At 49.1% G+C, this 15,847-nt stretch carries 15 protein-coding genes and 1 pseudogene; 10 read left to right on the top strand and 6 right to left on the bottom strand.

The window, feature by feature from the left end; all coding sequences use genetic code 11:
- Nucleotides 1–109 precede the first annotated feature (109 nt).
- Nucleotides 110–304, top strand: a complete 195-nt coding sequence (locus ACM5QY_RS06470; protein WP_416119781.1) for a YlcI/YnfO family protein — start codon at nucleotides 110–112, stop codon at nucleotides 302–304.
- Nucleotides 305–497: 193 nt separating this feature from the next.
- Here ACM5QY_RS06470 and ACM5QY_RS06465 read toward each other — a convergent pair whose 3' ends face one another.
- The 5 genes from ACM5QY_RS06465 to ACM5QY_RS06445 all read right to left on the bottom strand — a co-directional run bounded on the left by ACM5QY_RS06465 (nucleotide 498) and on the right by ACM5QY_RS06445 (nucleotide 5,093).
- Nucleotides 498–1,310 carry an antA/AntB antirepressor family protein gene (locus tag ACM5QY_RS06465; protein WP_416119780.1) on the bottom strand — a complete coding sequence of 271 codons (813 nt, stop codon included), beginning with the start codon at nucleotides 1,308–1,310 and terminating at the stop codon, nucleotides 498–500.
- A gap of 139 nt (nucleotides 1,311–1,449) precedes the next feature.
- The gene (locus ACM5QY_RS06460) at nucleotides 1,450–1,731 is read right to left on the bottom strand and encodes a helix-turn-helix transcriptional regulator (protein ID WP_416119779.1); all 282 of its coding nucleotides are present in this window, start codon (nucleotides 1,729–1,731) and stop codon (nucleotides 1,450–1,452) included.
- 512 nt (nucleotides 1,732–2,243) lie between these two features.
- A complete protein-coding gene (locus ACM5QY_RS06455; protein WP_416119778.1) occupies nucleotides 2,244–2,897 on the bottom strand; it encodes a hypothetical protein in 654 nt (217 codons plus the stop codon).
- Complete coding sequence (locus ACM5QY_RS06450; protein ID WP_416119777.1) at nucleotides 2,894–4,123, bottom strand: tyrosine-type recombinase/integrase; 1,230 nt, start codon at nucleotides 4,121–4,123, stop codon at nucleotides 2,894–2,896. Before ACM5QY_RS06450 ends, ACM5QY_RS06455 begins: the two co-directional genes overlap by 4 nt.
- 241 nt (nucleotides 4,124–4,364) lie before the next feature.
- Nucleotides 4,365–5,093, bottom strand: coding sequence for a GGDEF domain-containing protein (locus ACM5QY_RS06445; protein ID WP_416119776.1), 729 nt, complete (start codon nucleotides 5,091–5,093; stop codon nucleotides 4,365–4,367).
- A 427-nt stretch (nucleotides 5,094–5,520) separates the two neighbouring features.
- Here ACM5QY_RS06445 and ACM5QY_RS06440 point away from each other — a divergent pair, with 427 nt between their 5' ends.
- The 8 genes and pseudogenes from ACM5QY_RS06440 (at nucleotide 5,521) to ACM5QY_RS06405 (ending at nucleotide 12,982) form a co-directional block, all read left to right on the top strand.
- Nucleotides 5,521–5,949, top strand: a complete 429-nt coding sequence (locus ACM5QY_RS06440) for a DoxX family protein (protein ID WP_416122829.1) — start codon at nucleotides 5,521–5,523, stop codon at nucleotides 5,947–5,949.
- Nucleotides 5,950–6,369: 420 nt separating this feature from the next.
- Entirely contained in the window at nucleotides 6,370–7,290 is a 921-nt protein-coding gene (gene lpxP / locus ACM5QY_RS06435) for a kdo(2)-lipid IV(A) palmitoleoyltransferase (RefSeq protein ID WP_416119775.1), read from the top strand.
- Nucleotides 7,291–7,372: 82 nt separating this feature from the next.
- Nucleotides 7,373–7,549 carry a hypothetical protein gene (locus tag ACM5QY_RS06430; protein WP_192938031.1) on the top strand — a complete coding sequence of 59 codons (177 nt, stop codon included), beginning with the start codon at nucleotides 7,373–7,375 and terminating at the stop codon, nucleotides 7,547–7,549.
- Between the two features lie 155 nt (nucleotides 7,550–7,704).
- The gene (locus ACM5QY_RS06425; protein WP_416119774.1) at nucleotides 7,705–8,391 is read left to right on the top strand and encodes a CTP synthase C-terminal region-related (seleno)protein; all 687 of its coding nucleotides are present in this window, start codon (nucleotides 7,705–7,707) and stop codon (nucleotides 8,389–8,391) included.
- Nucleotides 8,392–8,762: 371 nt separating this feature from the next.
- A complete protein-coding gene (locus ACM5QY_RS06420) occupies nucleotides 8,763–9,788 on the top strand; it encodes an amino acid ABC transporter substrate-binding protein (protein WP_416119773.1) in 1,026 nt (341 codons plus the stop codon).
- A 127-nt stretch (nucleotides 9,789–9,915) separates the two neighbouring features.
- Entirely contained in the window at nucleotides 9,916–11,094 is a 1,179-nt protein-coding gene (locus ACM5QY_RS06415) for an amino acid ABC transporter permease (RefSeq protein WP_416122828.1), read from the top strand.
- A gap of 9 nt (nucleotides 11,095–11,103) precedes the next feature.
- Nucleotides 11,104–12,213, top strand: a complete 1,110-nt coding sequence (locus ACM5QY_RS06410; protein WP_416119772.1) for an amino acid ABC transporter permease — start codon at nucleotides 11,104–11,106, stop codon at nucleotides 12,211–12,213.
- A gap of 8 nt (nucleotides 12,214–12,221) precedes the next feature.
- A pseudogene (locus tag ACM5QY_RS06405) lies at nucleotides 12,222–12,982 on the top strand (amino acid ABC transporter ATP-binding protein).
- Nucleotides 12,983–13,307: 325 nt separating this feature from the next.
- Here ACM5QY_RS06405 and ACM5QY_RS06400 read toward each other — a convergent pair.
- Complete coding sequence (locus ACM5QY_RS06400; protein ID WP_416119770.1) at nucleotides 13,308–14,102, bottom strand: YaeF family permuted papain-like enzyme; 795 nt, start codon at nucleotides 14,100–14,102, stop codon at nucleotides 13,308–13,310.
- A gap of 321 nt (nucleotides 14,103–14,423) precedes the next feature.
- Between ACM5QY_RS06400 and ACM5QY_RS06395 the strand changes: the two genes are divergently transcribed.
- Nucleotides 14,424–15,842, top strand: a complete 1,419-nt coding sequence (locus ACM5QY_RS06395; protein WP_416119769.1) for a glutamine synthetase family protein — start codon at nucleotides 14,424–14,426, stop codon at nucleotides 15,840–15,842.
- The last annotated feature ends 5 nt before the right edge of the window (nucleotides 15,843–15,847 follow it).

The following is a 15,847-nucleotide window of genomic DNA, read 5'->3' as shown; positions in this document are numbered from 1 at the left end:
GGTCAGACGCCCCGCATGTGTTGACGCACTGTGGGGCGTTGTTTTTATAGGTTTCATCGTGGTAGTGTATGTACCTATTGATAAAAACATTACGCCAATAGGTACATACATGTCAACAATCATTAAGCGCGATAAACAACCAAAGGGAACAGGCAAAGCCCCTACATTCCAGATTCGTATCCCGCATGACTTGAAAGAACAGTTCGAGACAGAAGCAAAAAATGATGGGGTAAGCCTAGGTAACTGGCTTAAAGATTTAGGCCGTGCCGAACTAAAAAAACGTGGTATCGAACCAAAAGGCTGAACAGGCCCTCTCAAAGAGGGTTGGTTATCCTGCAACTTTGCAAGATGCTGATTTTCGCAGGTACATCCATGTGGGATGGCCTGCAAACCTAAGTAATATTTATGTTCAGCCGAACCGGAATAATTTTCCGGTTTAAACGAAGCCGAATAATGTTCGTGTTTGGTTTGCGTAACTCCGATTGAGTTGTGCAAAATCATGCAACACCTCCCACACGTTGAGCCAGCCAGCGTTGCGCCAGTTCAGTGAGTTTCGCCTTGCGTTCATCAGCGGCAGTGTCCAGATCCAGCAATGCACAATCTCGGCTCTCCAGGTAGGCCACTAGCGCCAGTTGTTCAGAGTTCATGTGGTCGCGCACCTGTTTGGCTTTGATGCCGTTCAGTTTTGCCCACACTGGCGGATGCATTCCCAACACCAAGCGATTCAGGAACGTGCATTCGTTGCTGTAGGCGTAACCTTTTTGATTTTCGCCAGTACGCTCGATGTAGCCCTTCATCGCATCAGTCAGGCTTTTGTGGTCTTCACAAGCGGCTACGCGATTTTTACGCCATGTTGCTAAAGCAGCCTGGTGTTCCTCTGGAGCAATCCGACGCAGGCGCTCTTCACAGTCAATGAAGTATTGGCGGGCTGACTTGCCCTGATCGTTACGTTCGACCATTGAAAGCTCTTTGCCCATATTCAGGCTGATAATGTAATCATGTTCGATGCGCTGGCGAGATTTTGAGCTCCCCCGTTTGGGGGCGGTCAAATCTTCAACAATTACATAATCTTTACCCTCGGCAAAACCGTACTGTTTAATTCGGGCTTTAAGCCATGTTGTGAAGTCACGGCCCACAGCCAGAAAGTCATGAAGATTTCGCCCACGCACTGACTGGATTTCTTTATCGCCGATGGTGTTCATTGTCACTGGAATCCGCGCAGCAAAGTCATTGTTGGAAATATCTTTCTGGCTGGATTCAGGGTGAGTTTGGGCGCTGCCAGCTAAGGCAGTAATTTTTTTCGATACCATTTTCAATGCTCCAATAATTTAGTTAATTAGAGCCGCCGCGACAGCATTGGGGATACTGCAATATTTTTCGTGCAAGTTACCGCAACTTAATTCTTTTCGCTGATCAGACGAATTTGCGGTTAATTGCGCAGAGATGCTGTTAAGCCGATTTGCGGCCATATGGTGTGTTTACGTTATCAACAGTTGGTGGATTGCGAACCCAGCAAAGTAGATCGCTGAGTAGCCACGCGCAAGAGTTGCGGCCAAGGGTTTTACGGGCTGGAAAACGACCTTCATTCTCCATCGTCCAAGCGGTAGAACGGGAGATAGAAGTTATGCGCTGACGCTCTTTTTCACGGCAAAGACGGTCATAGGGTTCGCCATAATCAGCTAGCATGATGCGGCGTTCTTCTGGGGTTGGGTAAGCATAAAGGTTTGTCATGTTTCTTCCACTGTTCGTGTGCTGTAGAAGAAGAGTAATGGATAGGCATCCAGTTATTCCAGTGAGTCTGGAATCTTTTGAAAGAACATACTATTTTAGTGAAAGATAATAATTCCAGTGAAAGAGTTAAAATTATGGTAACGTCATTCAATCAAGAGGTTAGGTTAAAAAATCATAATTTAAGTTGTTGTTATATCACTGGATTTAATATTATTTTTCAACATTAGCGAATAGGTAAAATGGCAACACTGTTGAAAGTTGTAAAACGAAGTAAATCGTTATCAAGTGTTATCAAGCGTTCATAGGTGTTCATAGGTGTTGTAAGGGTTTTGGAGGGGTTCAAAGGGGTTTCCATAGGTTTGACGGCGCTGTAAGTCTTACTCGTACTTCTTCAGACATATGAATCAGGTGCAAAAAGCTGCTCCTGAAAAACAAGCGTTGGCGAACAATGACGAACGCTGAGGAACTTAGGCGAACTATATCGCCCAATAATAATGGTTCCGCTTAGCTAATCACTCCGATTCATATTCAAGAGCAAGTAGAGAGTCACCTATTTTCTTGTATATAGTAGATTTCGACATTCCAGTCATAGATATTTTTTCATCTTCTGCCAACTTAACTAAATCGTTATAAATAGTAGCAATAACCGGTTTATGCACATTCCCGTATGAATGCCCGATTTTCTTAGAAAGTAGTTTCACCAACAAACCAATTAACTTATCCGTATTATCTCGCTCATCTTCCTTTCGGTGTAAACCACGCTTATTTTTACTTAGCTCAAGGCCTACCTGATAAAGTTCGACACCTCCCATTCGGAGAAGATGGTCTTTACCACTATTTCTTATGGCGACAAGCTCTACAGCTTCCAAGCATCTCCTTTGAATTGGCTCGGGGGTTAATTCGCTATCAATCATTGGATAAGCTAATGCAAACATGTAATCAGCTTCATGAGCAGCGCCATTCCCGCCTCGGAAAAGATCAGAAGCGGATAGCCACTTGCTGATATGTCGATAATAAATGTTATAAGCCTCTGTTTTATTTTCTGGAATTTCTGCCGTTTTAGTATCCGGATCTTCTCCGCATAGTAGAAGCGATAATTGCTTAACATTCAACGCTGGAGTTTTGGCTTCGCGTTCGAAGATACCAAGCTTAATAAAACTTGTCATGATATGACCTTCTTTAAATTTAAAATGACCACATTCTCATGCATCCCTGATAACACATCCAACCTTTCAATCCATTTATTTAAAGCATCGAGCTTTTCAGTTAGATATTGGCTCCGATTATAAATAGCCATCACGCCGGGCATAGAATGTCCTAATAATTGCTCTACCACATGCGGAGCTATTCCAAGCTCATTCAACTTAGTAGCCAGAGAACGGCGGAGATCGTGTAAAGTCCAAGGCTCAACTTGCTCAAGCCTTTTATGCATTTGTCGCCCCGTCTGACTTACGGCCTCAGACTTTTTCAAAGTACCTAACACATAACCAGTATTTTTAGTATTTTTATTAAGTTCTGTAATGAAGTCGCGTATTTGTAATGGTACAGGCCTGATAATTTTTTCTCCTGATTTACTATGCTCTTTTGGTACAGTCCATAACCATTGTTCTAAATCCCATTCTTGCCATTCAGATAGCCTAGCTTCTTGTGATCGACAACCAAACGTGATCAAGATAATCAAAAGTGAAGAGTAATATGGTGAGAAAAAATTTTGGTTATTTGCGGCTGTCCATAGCTGGCCTAATTCATAATCAGTCAGAACCCTGTCTCTTTTTTGTTGTTTCTTTCCTACATCAGGGATAGTTAAATCATCTAGCCAGTTACTTACTGCAAATCGACGTACACGGCAAAACTTAAGGGCTTGCTTACACATTTGAAAAACATACCCAGCAGCCACGGGAGATTCCCGCTTAATACGGTCAAAGCACTTAAGCCAATAACGAGTTTCACAATCGGATAATGCCATTTTCCCAATGTAAGGAAAGATATGCTTTTCAAGCTGGGCCTTATGCCTCTCAACATTGGTTCGGTTATTGGTGGCATATTCATTAATCCAATATGTCAAAGCCTCTTTCACAGTCACCGGTTTTAAGCTTTCTTCCATTGTAAGATTAAACTGCATCTTGGGGTCTTTACCATCAGCCAGCCAGGAACGGCATTTATCTCGGGCTTCTCGTGCCAGCTTAAGGCTCATGTCGGGATAGTTGCCAAGGGTGACGCGATACAATTTCTTACCGACCAATCGGTACGTGAACACCCAACTGATCCCGCCCACTTTAGAACATTTAGCGCTTAGACCAGCACCATCGGCAATGAACTCTATATTCTGGCGTGATGTTCCCTGAAGGTTTTTTAACCTCTTATCACTCAACTTATTGAGTTCGCCAGCCATACATGCCCCAAGTATTTATACAGATGTTTATACACATTCTGCCGCAATAATGACAAAACGTCAAAAAGCACTGGAACAGTGTAGAACCACAAAACACAGTAATACATTGAAATAAAACGTTATTAAATAACCATGAGAAAACGCGAGAACTGATAATTTGAACCTACGGCATGAACTGATACTAATCAGTCGTTGTCTTGAAAAGGCGCTTTTCCGCAAGGAGAGCGCCTTTTTTGTTGGTTCAACGTTCCCCCGAAGAACGGACAACGCCAAACTCAACCCGATCCCGGCCGCCTTCTTTGGCCTTGTAAAGCGCGGTATCGGCACTGTTGATCACCGTATCCGGCATGCAGTTTTTTTCGCACAACGCCACACCCGCTGAGATAGTGAGGCTGAGCGTCGTGTCGCCCTCAAAATTGACGAATTCATTACAGCGCACAGCCCGTAGCAAACGTTCCAGTGTGCTTTCCGCTGTTTTCTTGTCGGGGGCATCGATGATCAACATGAATTCTTCGCCGCCAAAGCGCCCGAGATAATCGCTGCTGCGAATGTTGCCGCCAATCAGCGCCGCGATTTCTACCAGAACTTTATCTCCGGTAAGGTGCCCGTAGGTGTCGTTGACGACCTTGAAGAAATCGACATCGATTAAGGAAAGATAAAATTTTTCCCTGCCTATTACCCTTAACAAATGGGTGAGTCCGCCAAAGAACAACGCATACGGACCAAAAATCAGTGACACCAAAACAATAGGACACAGCGTCAGCCCCAGCAGGGCATCGCTGCTGAGTAAAGTGTTTTTATAAATATAATTCGCAATCAGCCCGCTAAAAATGCCGATACCTATCTGGCAAATTCGGGAATCTACTTTTTTATGCGCCATCAGATACAGAGAAGGAATTGAGAGAGCAAAATAGACTACGCTGATGATATGAAAAGAGGTGGTTATCATAGGCAAGAGCAGGGTATGCATTGAATAATCCTTTACATGTTATTTGTTCCATTTCATTTAAATTGCCAAACCATATAAAATAACAATATAACTTACTGCCATTGAGGAACCAGACATTAAACATCGATATAAATAACAATAACAATAAATACTTTAAATCCTGTCGATCGTTTTATTTAATAGTTCTGCTGCTTTTTTGATGCGCCTTCAAAAAATGAATTAGCTTCAAGTTTAAAAAATTTTCTTATTGACAGGAATTAGCTATGCCTGCCCTGATTCCCCGCACCGGCTCCATCAGAGTGACCTCTTTTTTCACGCTTTTTCATGGCTCCGGATTAACTGAACAAAACTTAACCCAGATCAACCCAAATGAGAATAATTCTCTCCTTAGGTTGGCAATTAGGAATTACTTTATAGAGACAAAAAAACGTCTCTGGGAGTGACAATGATGAAGCAACTTTATATCCGTTTTACCACTGCGCTGAACAAACCTGATTTAGCCATTTTACTGCTGCGAATTACTTATGGCCTGCTGATTTTCCATGGCTGGCATAAGCTGCACGACGGTCTCGGCGGCATTCAGGGTATGCTGGCCGGGTACGGCATTCCGGCGTTCGTGGCATATGGCGTGATTATCGGAGAAGTGATTGCCCCGATCATGATGATTTTGGGGATTTTCACCCGTCTGGCCGCCTTGTCGGCGGCGGCAACGATGATCGTGGCCTGGCTGATGGTAGGCATTAACCACACTTTCGCGCTGTCACCGGTCGGTGCGTGGGCGATTGAAGATATCGTGTATTACTTCATGGCAGCCGTCGTGATTGCGCTGTACGGCAGCGGCCGTTATTCCGTTATGAATAATCCGTTATACCGCTGACTTTCCCTCGCAGCGTGTTTCCCACCCGAAGCACGCTGCGTTTTCTGTAAAGCGTGATTAAACTTCAGAAAAGCAGCCCCTTCTTTCCACAACACTTTCGTTAAAACAGCCCAAAATGGGCGTAAATAAACGGTAAAGAGTGCACTTATCGGACAACTCCCCTCTCCGGTTAGAGAGCCCGCCATGCTATACTTACGTTAAGAGTCGTGTTCGCTCCGCTCAACGCCTACGGATAGCCCTTCAGCTTCGCGATCCCGCCTTTTAGCACTGTCTGTACAAAGTAAAAATTGCGTCAACACATGTCGTTTTCAAAACATTTTTGAGCGTCTGTTGTCCCAGTTTTTGCCAGACAATTCGTATCGCGACTGAGCTATTTCCTTACGCGTAACTCCGGTTTTTTATGCAGATGATTAGGGTTTTATGACTTCTCCTCGCTTTAGTGCATCATTCTTACATCCACGCTACTGGCTCACCTGGTTTGGGTTGGGTGTCTTGTTCCTGCTGGTTCAGCTTCCTTATCCAGTCCTTTACAGGCTCGGGATCTGGCTTGGCCGCACGTCCATGCGTTTTCTGAAGCGCCGTGTGTCGATTGCCCGCCGCAACCTGCAACTGTGCTTCCCGGACTTGCCTGCCGAACAGGTCGAAGCCCGGATTGTCAGCAATTTTGAATCGCTCGGCATGGGTTTGCTGGAAACCGGGATGGCCTGGTTCTGGTCTGATGCCCGCGTCAAACGCTGGTTTGATGTCACCGGCCTGCAAAACCTGAAAAAGGCGCAGGAAAACAAACAAGGCGTGCTGGTTATCGGTGTTCACTTCATGTCACTGGAACTCGGCGGCCGTGCGATGGGTTTATGTCAGCCGATGATGGCGATGTACCGTCCGCATAACAATAAAGCGATGGAGTTTGTGCAGACCTGGGGCCGCATGCGTTCGAACAAAGCGATGCTGGATCGCAAAGATTTACGCGGCATGGTCCACGCGCTGAAAAAGGGCGAAGCCGTGTGGTTTGCACCGGATCAGGATTACGGCCCGCGCGGCAGCGTCTTCGCGCCGCTGTTTGCCGTTGATCAGGCCGCCACCACCAGCGGCACATTTATGCTGGCACGTCTGGCAAAACCAGCGCTGGTGACGGTGGTTCTGATACGTAAGCCTGACGGAAAAGGTTACGAACTGGTGATCCAGCCGCAACTAGAGGATTACCCGATTGACGACGAAATGGCCGCAGCCGCTTACATGAACCGCGTGATTGAAAAAGAGATCATGCGTGCGCCAGACCAGTATCTCTGGTTGCACCGACGCTTCAAAACTCGTCCGGCGGGAGCGCCTTCGCTTTATCGATAGCCGCTTACGCAATAAGATATCAGGCCCGATGCCACTGCATCGGGTTTTTCGTTGAAAACCTATACGCGAGACTCATCTTCTTATGGCTAAAAAACCCGATGCGACACCTTCCATCTTTGACCATCTCAAAGATGACGACAGCTTCGATCTCTGGGGCCGGTCAGGCCTCAGCACCGCGCTCAATAATGCCAAAGCGAAAGCGCCGGACAACGACCAGATCGCCGCTGCACGTAAATTAATTAAGGGCGACAAAAAATAAGGCCGGATGAAGATGTCAGGCCGCCTCCGGTAAACCCACCTTGCGTGGGTTTTTTAATGCCTGCTGTGCAACAAAAAATGCGATTGAGAATTTTTCAAACGACAAATTAATCCCATTTCTGTAACCTCTCTTTTTACCTGCCCTGGAGAGAAGTGATGAAAACCTTAGTACGTCTGGCGCTGGTCGGAGATTACAACTCCGCATTTACAGCCCATCAAGCTATCCCCCTTGCCATCGACCTCGCAGCACAACACTTCAGCATAGAAATACACGCCGACTGGCTCGCAACCAACACAATTACCCCTGAAATTCTCAACACTTACGATGCCTTTTGGTCTGTCCCAGGCAGCCCGTACCGCTCAACCGAAGGGGCGCTGAGCGCCATCCGTTTTGCCCGTGAAAATCGCAAACCTTTCCTGGGCACCTGCGGCGGATTCCAGCACGCCATCATTGAATATGCACGAAACGTCATGGACTGGCAGGATGCCGGACACGGTGAAACCGACACCGAAGGCCGTCTGGTCATCAGCGCGCTGTCTTGCGAAATGGTGGAAGTCAAAAGTGCCATCACGTTTGTGCCGGGCAGTATTCCCGCACGCGCTTACGGCAAAACGGAGGCCGAAGAAGGCTACCACTGCCGCTATGGCATCAATACAGAATTTCAGGCCGCGCTGGAGGCTCAGCCGATGAAAATGGTCGGGTACGATGCCGCCGGTGAAGTTCGCGCCATCGAATTGCCGGAACATCCGTTTTTTGTCGCCACACTGTTCCAACCCGAACGCGCCGCACTACAGGGTCGGCTTCCGCCGCTGGTGGCTGCACTCATAAAGTCCGTACTCTGAACAACATCTTTTCAAAATGTCTCTCAGGCCTTCGGGTCTGAGGGATGACTTCATCGTTTTGCCTCATTTTTTTACCCAATATGACGTCCTGTTTCCCCCTTCTTCAAAGACCGCGATCTGCACTCCAATATTGAAATATACCGCACCGTTTTAAGGCGTTCACATTGACCGCGCACCCAAACGGGGCAATAAATTTTATAACGCCCATCAATGTTACTGTGCAAAGCCTCAAGGTGACTTGATTGATCGGGCGTTTTGCATGTTGGCACTCCCTTTGCAAAGACAGGTGCAGAGGGCGTTGCCCCATAAACAGACAGGGTGCTCCGGCACTCACACAATAATAATTTTCAGTTTGTCTCACAGGACGCTTAATGAAAAAAATATTGCTCTCAACGCTGATTGCCGCAGCAAGTTTCGTGACTCTGGCTGGCCAGGCTCACGCAGGTACCACTTTGGATGCTGTTAAAAAGAAAGGATTTGTTCAATGCGGTATCAGTGACGGCCTGCCAGGCTTCTCCTACGCTGACTCCAAAGGCAAATTCACCGGTATCGATGTTGACGTCTGTCGCGCGGTGGCTGCTGCCGTGTTTGGTGATGCTGAGAAAGTGAAATACACCCCGCTGACCGCAAAAGAGCGCTTCACCGCCCTGCAGTCTGGCGAAGTGGATATCCTGTCCCGTAATACCACCTGGACCTCTTCCCGCGATGCGGGCATGGGGATGATCTTCGCCGGCGTGAACTACTACGACGGTATCGGCTTCCTGACCCACAAGAAAGCGGGTCTGAAAAGCGCGAAAGAGCTGGACGGCGCAACCGTTTGCCTTCAGGCCGGCACGGATACCGAGCTGAACGTAGCAGATTACTTCAAGGCCAACAAAATGACGTATACGCCGGTGACCTTCGACCGTTCAGACGAAAGTGCGAAAGCGCTGGACTCAGGCCGTTGCGATACCCTGGCATCCGACCAGTCACAGCTGTACGCACTGCGTATCAAACTCGGCAAACCTGACGAGTTCATCGTTCTGCCAGAAGTGATCTCTAAAGAACCTCTGGGCCCGGTCGTTCGTCGTGGTGATGAAGACTGGCTGGCCGTGGTGCGCTGGTCGCTGTACGCCATGCTGAATGCCGAAGAAATGGGCGTAACGTCTAAAAACGTTGAGCAACTGGCCGCTAACCCGACCACGCCTGACATGAGCAACCTGCTGGGCAAAACCGGGACTTACGGTGCTGATCTGAAAGTGCCTAATGACTGGGTGGTGAAAATCGTTAAACAAGTCGGTAACTACGGCGAAAGCTTTGAGCGCAACGTCGGTCAGGGCAGCGAGCTGAAAATCAAACGTGGCCAGAACGCATTGTGGAATGCAGGCGGTATTCAGTACGCACCACCAGTCCGTTAAATATCCTTCGCTTATGAAGTCAGATATTCCCGTGATTGAAATGCTTTAAGGATGTTGATGCACCGGTCGTTCCCCGGTGCATCACTTCCACGGATTTACCGCATATTGAGGTTCACCCTATATGTCGATGTCGCAACGCCCAACCGGAAAAGGATCGTTCTCGCTGACCAACCCAGCCGTTCGAGCCTGGATTTACCAAATTTTCGCGGTGGTGTTGCTGGTAGCCTGTCTCGGTTACCTGCTCCACAACACCATTACCAATCTGACTACACGAGGGATCACCTCGGGATTCGCGTTTCTTGAAAAAGGTGCCGGTTTCGGCATTGTTCAGCATCTTATCGATTTCCAGGAAGGTGACACCTACGCACGCGTATTTGTTATAGGTCTGCTGAATACATTGCTGGTTTCCGCCCTGTGTATCGTTTTCGCTTCGATTCTCGGCTTCATTATCGGTTTAGGACGTCTCTCCGATAACTGGCTGATCCGTAAAGTTTCGACGGTATACATTGAGACTTTCCGTAATATTCCACCGCTGCTGCAAATCTTCTTCTGGTACTTCGCCGTGTTGCGAAACCTGCCGGGTCCGCGTCAGAGCCTGAACGCTTTTGACACGATTTTCGTCAGCAACCGCGGCCTGTATTTGCCGTCTCCTGAACTGGCACCGGGCAGCCTCGCGGGTTTTATCGCGCTGCTGCTGGCGATTGCCGGGATCGTGGCGCTAAAACGCTATAACCATTTTCGTCAGATCCACACCGGACGCGTCTGGCGCATCTGGCCGTGGGCTGTCGTGATGCTTATCGTCCTGCCGGGGCTGGCTCACCTAATTTTCGGGCCCGCGCTGCACTGGGATATGCCTGCGCTGCGCGGATTTAACTTCCGTGGCGGCATGGTACTCATCCCGGAACTGGCGGCGCTGACCCTGGCGCTGTCGGTCTATACCTCCACGTTTATCGCGGAAGTGATCCGTTCAGGCATACAGTCGGTCTCGCACGGTCAGCATGAAGCCGCCCGTTCGCTTGGCCTGCCGAATCCGGTGACGCTGCGTCAGGTTATTTTGCCGCAGGCCATGCGGGTGATTATTCCGCCGCTGACCAGCCAGTATCTGAATATCGTGAAAAACTCCTCTCTGGCGGCTGCCATCGGCTATCCCGATATGGTGTCGCTGTTTGCCGGTACCGTGCTCAACCAGACCGGTCAGGCGATTGAAACTATTGCCATCACGATGTCCGTTTACCTGATTATCAGCCTGATCATCTCCTTCCTGATGAATATTTATAACCGGCGTATTGCGCTGGTCGAGCGTTAAGGGAAACCCATGACGATGACAACACTTCCTCCCGGAGTCAGAGCCGTCAAGCCCGGTACGCCAGTCGGGACTGCCGTGCTGTGGGCGCGCAAAAATCTGTTCTCCAGCTGGTTTAACAGCCTGCTGACACTGTTTTGTATCTGGCTGATGTGGCTGGTGATCCCTCCCCTGCTGAACTGGGTGATTTTCCAGGCCAACTGGGTCGGCACCGCAAGAACGGACTGCACCAAAGCCGGCGCATGCTGGGTGTTTATCCATGCACGTTTCGGGCAGTTCATGTACGGACTGTATCCGTTTGATCAGCGCTGGCGCATCAACGTCACCCTGATTGTCGGTCTGCTGACGCTGGCACCGATTTTCTTCAAAGCCATGCCACGTCGCGGGCGCTATATCACGGCCTGGATTGTTCTGTTCCCGATTTTCACCTGGATCATGCTGTACGGCGGATTATTGGGTCTGAGCCTCGTCGAAACCCGCCAGTGGGGCGGCCTGACGCTGACGCTGATCATTGCCGCCGTCGGTATCGCCGGTGCGTTACCGCTGGGGATTTTGCTGGCGCTGGCACGACGTTCGCGTCTGCCGATCGTGCGTATTCTGTCGGTGATTTTCATCGAGTTCTGGCGCGGTGTACCGCTGATTACCGTGCTGTTCATGTCCTCGGTGATGCTGCCGCTGTTCATGACCGAAGGAACCAACATCGACAAACTGGTGCGCGCACTGGTGGGTGTGGTGCTGTTCCAGTCGGCATATGTCGCGGAAGTGGTGCGCGGCGGTTTGCAGGCACTGCCGAAAGGCCAGACCGAAGCCGCCGAATCGCTGGCACTCGGCTACTGGAAAACGCAGGGTTTAGTCATTCTGCCGCAGGCGCTGAAAATGGTGATACCGGGTCTGGTCAACACCATCATTGCGTTGTTTAAAGACACCAGTCTGGTGATCATTATCGGTCTGTTCGACCTGTTCAGCAGCGTCCAGCAAGCCACCGTCGATCCTGAATGGCTCGGCATGTCGACCGAAGGCTACGTCTTCGCCGCTGCCGTCTACTGGATTTTCTGTTTTAGCATGTCGCGTTATAGCCAGCATTTGGAAAGACGCTTTCACACCGGGCGATCCGCACACTGAGGTAAACCATGAGCGACCATCAAGTCACTGAAAAACAAAATATGATGATCACGCTGGAAAACGTGAACAAGTGGTACGGACAGTTCCACGTATTGAAAGACATCAATCTGAACGTGAAACCGCGCGAACGTATCGTCCTGTGCGGCCCTTCCGGCTCGGGTAAATCAACGACCATTCGTTGCATTAACCATCTGGAAGAGCATCAGCAGGGGCGCATTGTGGTGGACGGCACCGAACTGAATGATGATTTGCGCAACATCGAGCGCGTGCGCACCGAAGTCGGGATGGTATTCCAGCACTTCAACCTGTTCCCGCATCTGACCGTGCTGCAAAACTGCACGCTGGCTCCGTGCTGGGTGCGTAAGATGCCGAAGAAAGAGGCGGAAGAACTGGCGATGCATTACCTCAAACGCGTGCGTATCGCCGAACATGCTCACAAATTCCCCGGTCAGCTTTCCGGCGGACAACAGCAGCGCGTGGCAATCGCCCGTTCGCTGTGCATGAAACCGAAAATCATGCTGTTTGATGAGCCGACGTCTGCACTCGATCCTGAGATGGTGAAAGAGGTGCTCGACACCATGATCACGCTGGCCGAAGAAGGCATGACCATGTTGTGCGTCACGCATGAAATGGGTTTTGCCAGAACGGTGGCCGACCGGGTGATCTTTATGGATCGCGGGAGATCGTTGAAGAAGCGCCACCGCTGGAGTTCTTTGCGAATCCTAAGTCGGCGAGGACACGGGAGTTCTTATCGCAGGTTATTCATTAACGCTTAAACACTTGGCGGTATTTAAGCCGCCTAAAGATAGATTAGTGAAAGTTTCGGTTTCTCAATAGCAGTGCTCACGTAGCCTTTCGAGCCGAAACCGACCAAAAGAGGGAAGTGCTTTCCCTCTTTTGGATTTCTCCCCGCTTTTTTACTCCGCGCTGTCGCGGGGACGACGGACGTATTCCGCAACACCCGCGTGTGGCGCAAATCTCGCCGCTGCGCGGTGCCTTCACTCGGTTTCGAGACTCAGGTCTCGAAACACTCAATCAGCAAGATTTTGAGCGCGCCATTGGGGCATTTTTGAAAAGCGTGGGGTCAGGCGTTTCTAACCAAATACAGCGTTATAGAGATTCCATTTTTTCAGATGACCCACGTACTGCAAGGGCTGGACGGGAGTGAACGAGGAAATATCGCCTTCACGCATGTGGAGTAAATCGGCGGGTGAAATCCATAATGCGTTTGAAACGGTAATCGGGTTGCCTGCGTAATTGAATGCTTCAATCACAAACTGCGAACAGAAGAATGTCTCCTGCGCATCTGCCGGATCACCAATCTGCACGGTGGCAAGCGTATCAAAACACTGGCTGCGGCCTTTGCCAAAGAATACCGGCAAATCGCAAACCCGGCGCGATAGCGTATACGGCGCGATAATCACGATGCCTTTGTAATTATATTTCTTCCCGCGTTTGCTTTGCGCGAAGAATCTTAACCGTTGCAGCTGTACATCGCTAAATCCCGGATGGCGCAAACTCACCATCGAGTTACTGTGAGACAACGCCTGTTCTAAAGAAACAATCTGCACGCCTTCACCCACCGCTTCGGCGACTTCCCCGTTCCCCAGATAAACCGATGCATGGCTGACACCCGAAAGGCTGAATAAACGGATCCCCAGCGACGTCACGCCCGTGGTCGACGAAAGCAGAATATCGCCAGGCTGAAGCTGCTCCGCGCCGATGGACACCGCGTCGTTGCTCTCAAGCGTTGAAATGCGCTGCATGTGTAACGTAGTTGCACTGGCCGAAGGCTGCAACGCCGCCTGCGGAGAAATATTCGTCTGCGTACTGCATCCCGATACGAATAAAAGACCCGCGAAAACCGCTGCCCGTGTCAGATAAATCATCTTGCATCCTTGCCATGAATTATTGAAATTCCAAATGTTCTTTTTATTAAGATTTTTCCTGCATATACAACAACTTCACAGAAAATATAACCGACGGCATTCTAGCAGAAAAAATAAACAAAATGCTGCTTAACAAAATGGTGCAAGACGTTAAAGAGGCTCGAAGACCGGGAGAAGATACCGCGCAGTGGCGAGCCTGGGGTCTTGAATTTATACTTTCTTTACGCCGGCAACTTTAATCTTTATGTTGCCGATATATCCTTTTTTCTGCGCTTAAATTAATCTCAATTTATCGCCGAAAGGTATGCGTGAAAGAAAAAAATGAATCCGACATTCAAGCCTTCACTATTAAAATACTCACCTGCTTTATTCAATACTCCGGTAATTTCAAAATTGGTAGCTAATGAAAGCCAGCTTACCCTTGAAAAAACGATGACTGATAATAGCAGCGTCTTTCGTCAGGAAGCCGAACGTTATTTATCAAACAACCCGAACACGAAACATATTGATGTTTATCTTAATGATATCAACGGTTCGTTCAGGGGGAAAAGGATGAATATTACCTCGCTGCTTTCACTGGAAAAAGGCGCGTATTTTCCTCAGTCCGTTTATTCCATGGACAAAGAGGGCAAAGTGCTGGGCAACCAGAATGATGATCTGGCCATGAATGAACCGGACAGAATATGTTTTCCCGTCGCAGGAACATTGCGTCCGTGTGGCCACAATCCGGCTGAGAATGCGCAGATATTACTGACGATGAAGAACGATCAGGGTCATCCCTATGCGCTCGAACCCCGGATTATTCTTGCTAACGTATTACGTAAATTCCATGAACATGGATTATATCCGGTGATCGCACCCGAAATAGAGTTTTATCTCGAAGACGCTCAGAACCGAAAAATACAAAATTCCGGGTGTTTTCATTTAGCCGTTCCGTCAGAACATGCCGCATTTATCGAAGAACTTGAGAAGATGGCGACGCTGCAAAACCTGCCTTTATCAGGCATTGTGTGTGAGGCAGAAGCCGGGCAGTTTGAATTAAACCTGCAACACTCCGGGCAGGTTGCGGACATTTGCGAAAACGTTCTGGCGCTTCGCCGCTTAACCAGTATCGTGGCCCACAAGTTCGGGTTTAACGCCAACTTTATGGCCAAACCGTATTCGCAGATGTCAGGCAGCGGCCTGCATTTTCATATCAGCCTGAACGACGAAGAGGGCAATAATGTTTTTGCCTCCGGCGACAAAAACCTGAATGAAATGATGCGCCTTTGTCTCGCCGGAATGCTCAATCTGATGCCTGCGTCTATGGCAATTCTGGCACCCAACGTCAATTCATTCAGACGGTTGAGAAAAAATCTGAATGAGCCGCTGTTCAATTCCTGGGGCGTAAACCAGCGTTCGGCGGCATTACGCATTCCCTGTTCAGGCGAAGCGCATCGCCGCATTGAGTACCGTCTGGCGGGGTCAGACGCCAACCCTTATCTGGCGATGGCCACCCTACTGACGGGGATGCTTTACGGGCTGGAGAAAATAGAAAACGACCCGGTGGCCGATCTCACAGCCTGCTCGCCTGTTTTGCCGTTATTCCAGCAGCACGCCCTTGATGAATTCCGGCAATGCCCGTATTTAACCGAATCGCTGGGCGAGGCATTTTCCCAACAGTGGATCCAGACCAAACTCTCTGAACTGACGTGGTTCGAAAGTATCGTCACGCCGGAGGAAAGCACATTTTCCTACTAAAAAGG

Source organism: Rahnella sp. PCH160 (assembly GCF_047784855.1).
Taxonomy (GTDB): Bacteria; Pseudomonadota; Gammaproteobacteria; order Enterobacterales; family Enterobacteriaceae; genus Rahnella.
The sequence above is the reverse complement of the archived record's forward strand: the minus strand, read 5'-3'. Positions and strand labels throughout refer to the sequence as shown.

What these genes read in the sequence shown, in the direction of transcription:
- ACM5QY_RS06470 (WP_416119781.1), top strand. Translation starts at nt 110, where the DNA reads ATGTCAACAATCATTAAGCGCGATAAACAACCAAAGGGAACAGGCAAA.
- ACM5QY_RS06465 (WP_416119780.1), bottom strand. Translation starts at nt 1,310, where the DNA reads ATGGTATCGAAAAAAATTACTGCCTTAGCTGGCAGCGCCCAAACTCAC.
- ACM5QY_RS06460 (WP_416119779.1), bottom strand. Translation starts at nt 1,731, where the DNA reads ATGACAAACCTTTATGCTTACCCAACCCCAGAAGAACGCCGCATCATG.
- ACM5QY_RS06455 (WP_416119778.1), bottom strand. Translation starts at nt 2,897, where the DNA reads ATGACAAGTTTTATTAAGCTTGGTATCTTCGAACGCGAAGCCAAAACT.
- ACM5QY_RS06450 (WP_416119777.1), bottom strand. Translation starts at nt 4,123, where the DNA reads ATGGCTGGCGAACTCAATAAGTTGAGTGATAAGAGGTTAAAAAACCTT.
- ACM5QY_RS06445 (WP_416119776.1), bottom strand. Translation starts at nt 5,093, where the DNA reads ATGCATACCCTGCTCTTGCCTATGATAACCACCTCTTTTCATATCATC.
- ACM5QY_RS06440 (WP_416122829.1), top strand. Translation starts at nt 5,521, where the DNA reads ATGAAGCAACTTTATATCCGTTTTACCACTGCGCTGAACAAACCTGAT.
- lpxP (WP_416119775.1), top strand. Translation starts at nt 6,370, where the DNA reads ATGACTTCTCCTCGCTTTAGTGCATCATTCTTACATCCACGCTACTGG.
- ACM5QY_RS06430 (WP_192938031.1), top strand. Translation starts at nt 7,373, where the DNA reads ATGGCTAAAAAACCCGATGCGACACCTTCCATCTTTGACCATCTCAAA.
- ACM5QY_RS06425 (WP_416119774.1), top strand. Translation starts at nt 7,705, where the DNA reads ATGAAAACCTTAGTACGTCTGGCGCTGGTCGGAGATTACAACTCCGCA.
- ACM5QY_RS06420 (WP_416119773.1), top strand. Translation starts at nt 8,763, where the DNA reads ATGAAAAAAATATTGCTCTCAACGCTGATTGCCGCAGCAAGTTTCGTG.
- ACM5QY_RS06415 (WP_416122828.1), top strand. Translation starts at nt 9,916, where the DNA reads ATGTCGCAACGCCCAACCGGAAAAGGATCGTTCTCGCTGACCAACCCA.
- ACM5QY_RS06410 (WP_416119772.1), top strand. Translation starts at nt 11,104, where the DNA reads ATGACGATGACAACACTTCCTCCCGGAGTCAGAGCCGTCAAGCCCGGT.
- ACM5QY_RS06400 (WP_416119770.1), bottom strand. Translation starts at nt 14,102, where the DNA reads ATGATTTATCTGACACGGGCAGCGGTTTTCGCGGGTCTTTTATTCGTA.
- ACM5QY_RS06395 (WP_416119769.1), top strand. Translation starts at nt 14,424, where the DNA reads ATGAATCCGACATTCAAGCCTTCACTATTAAAATACTCACCTGCTTTA.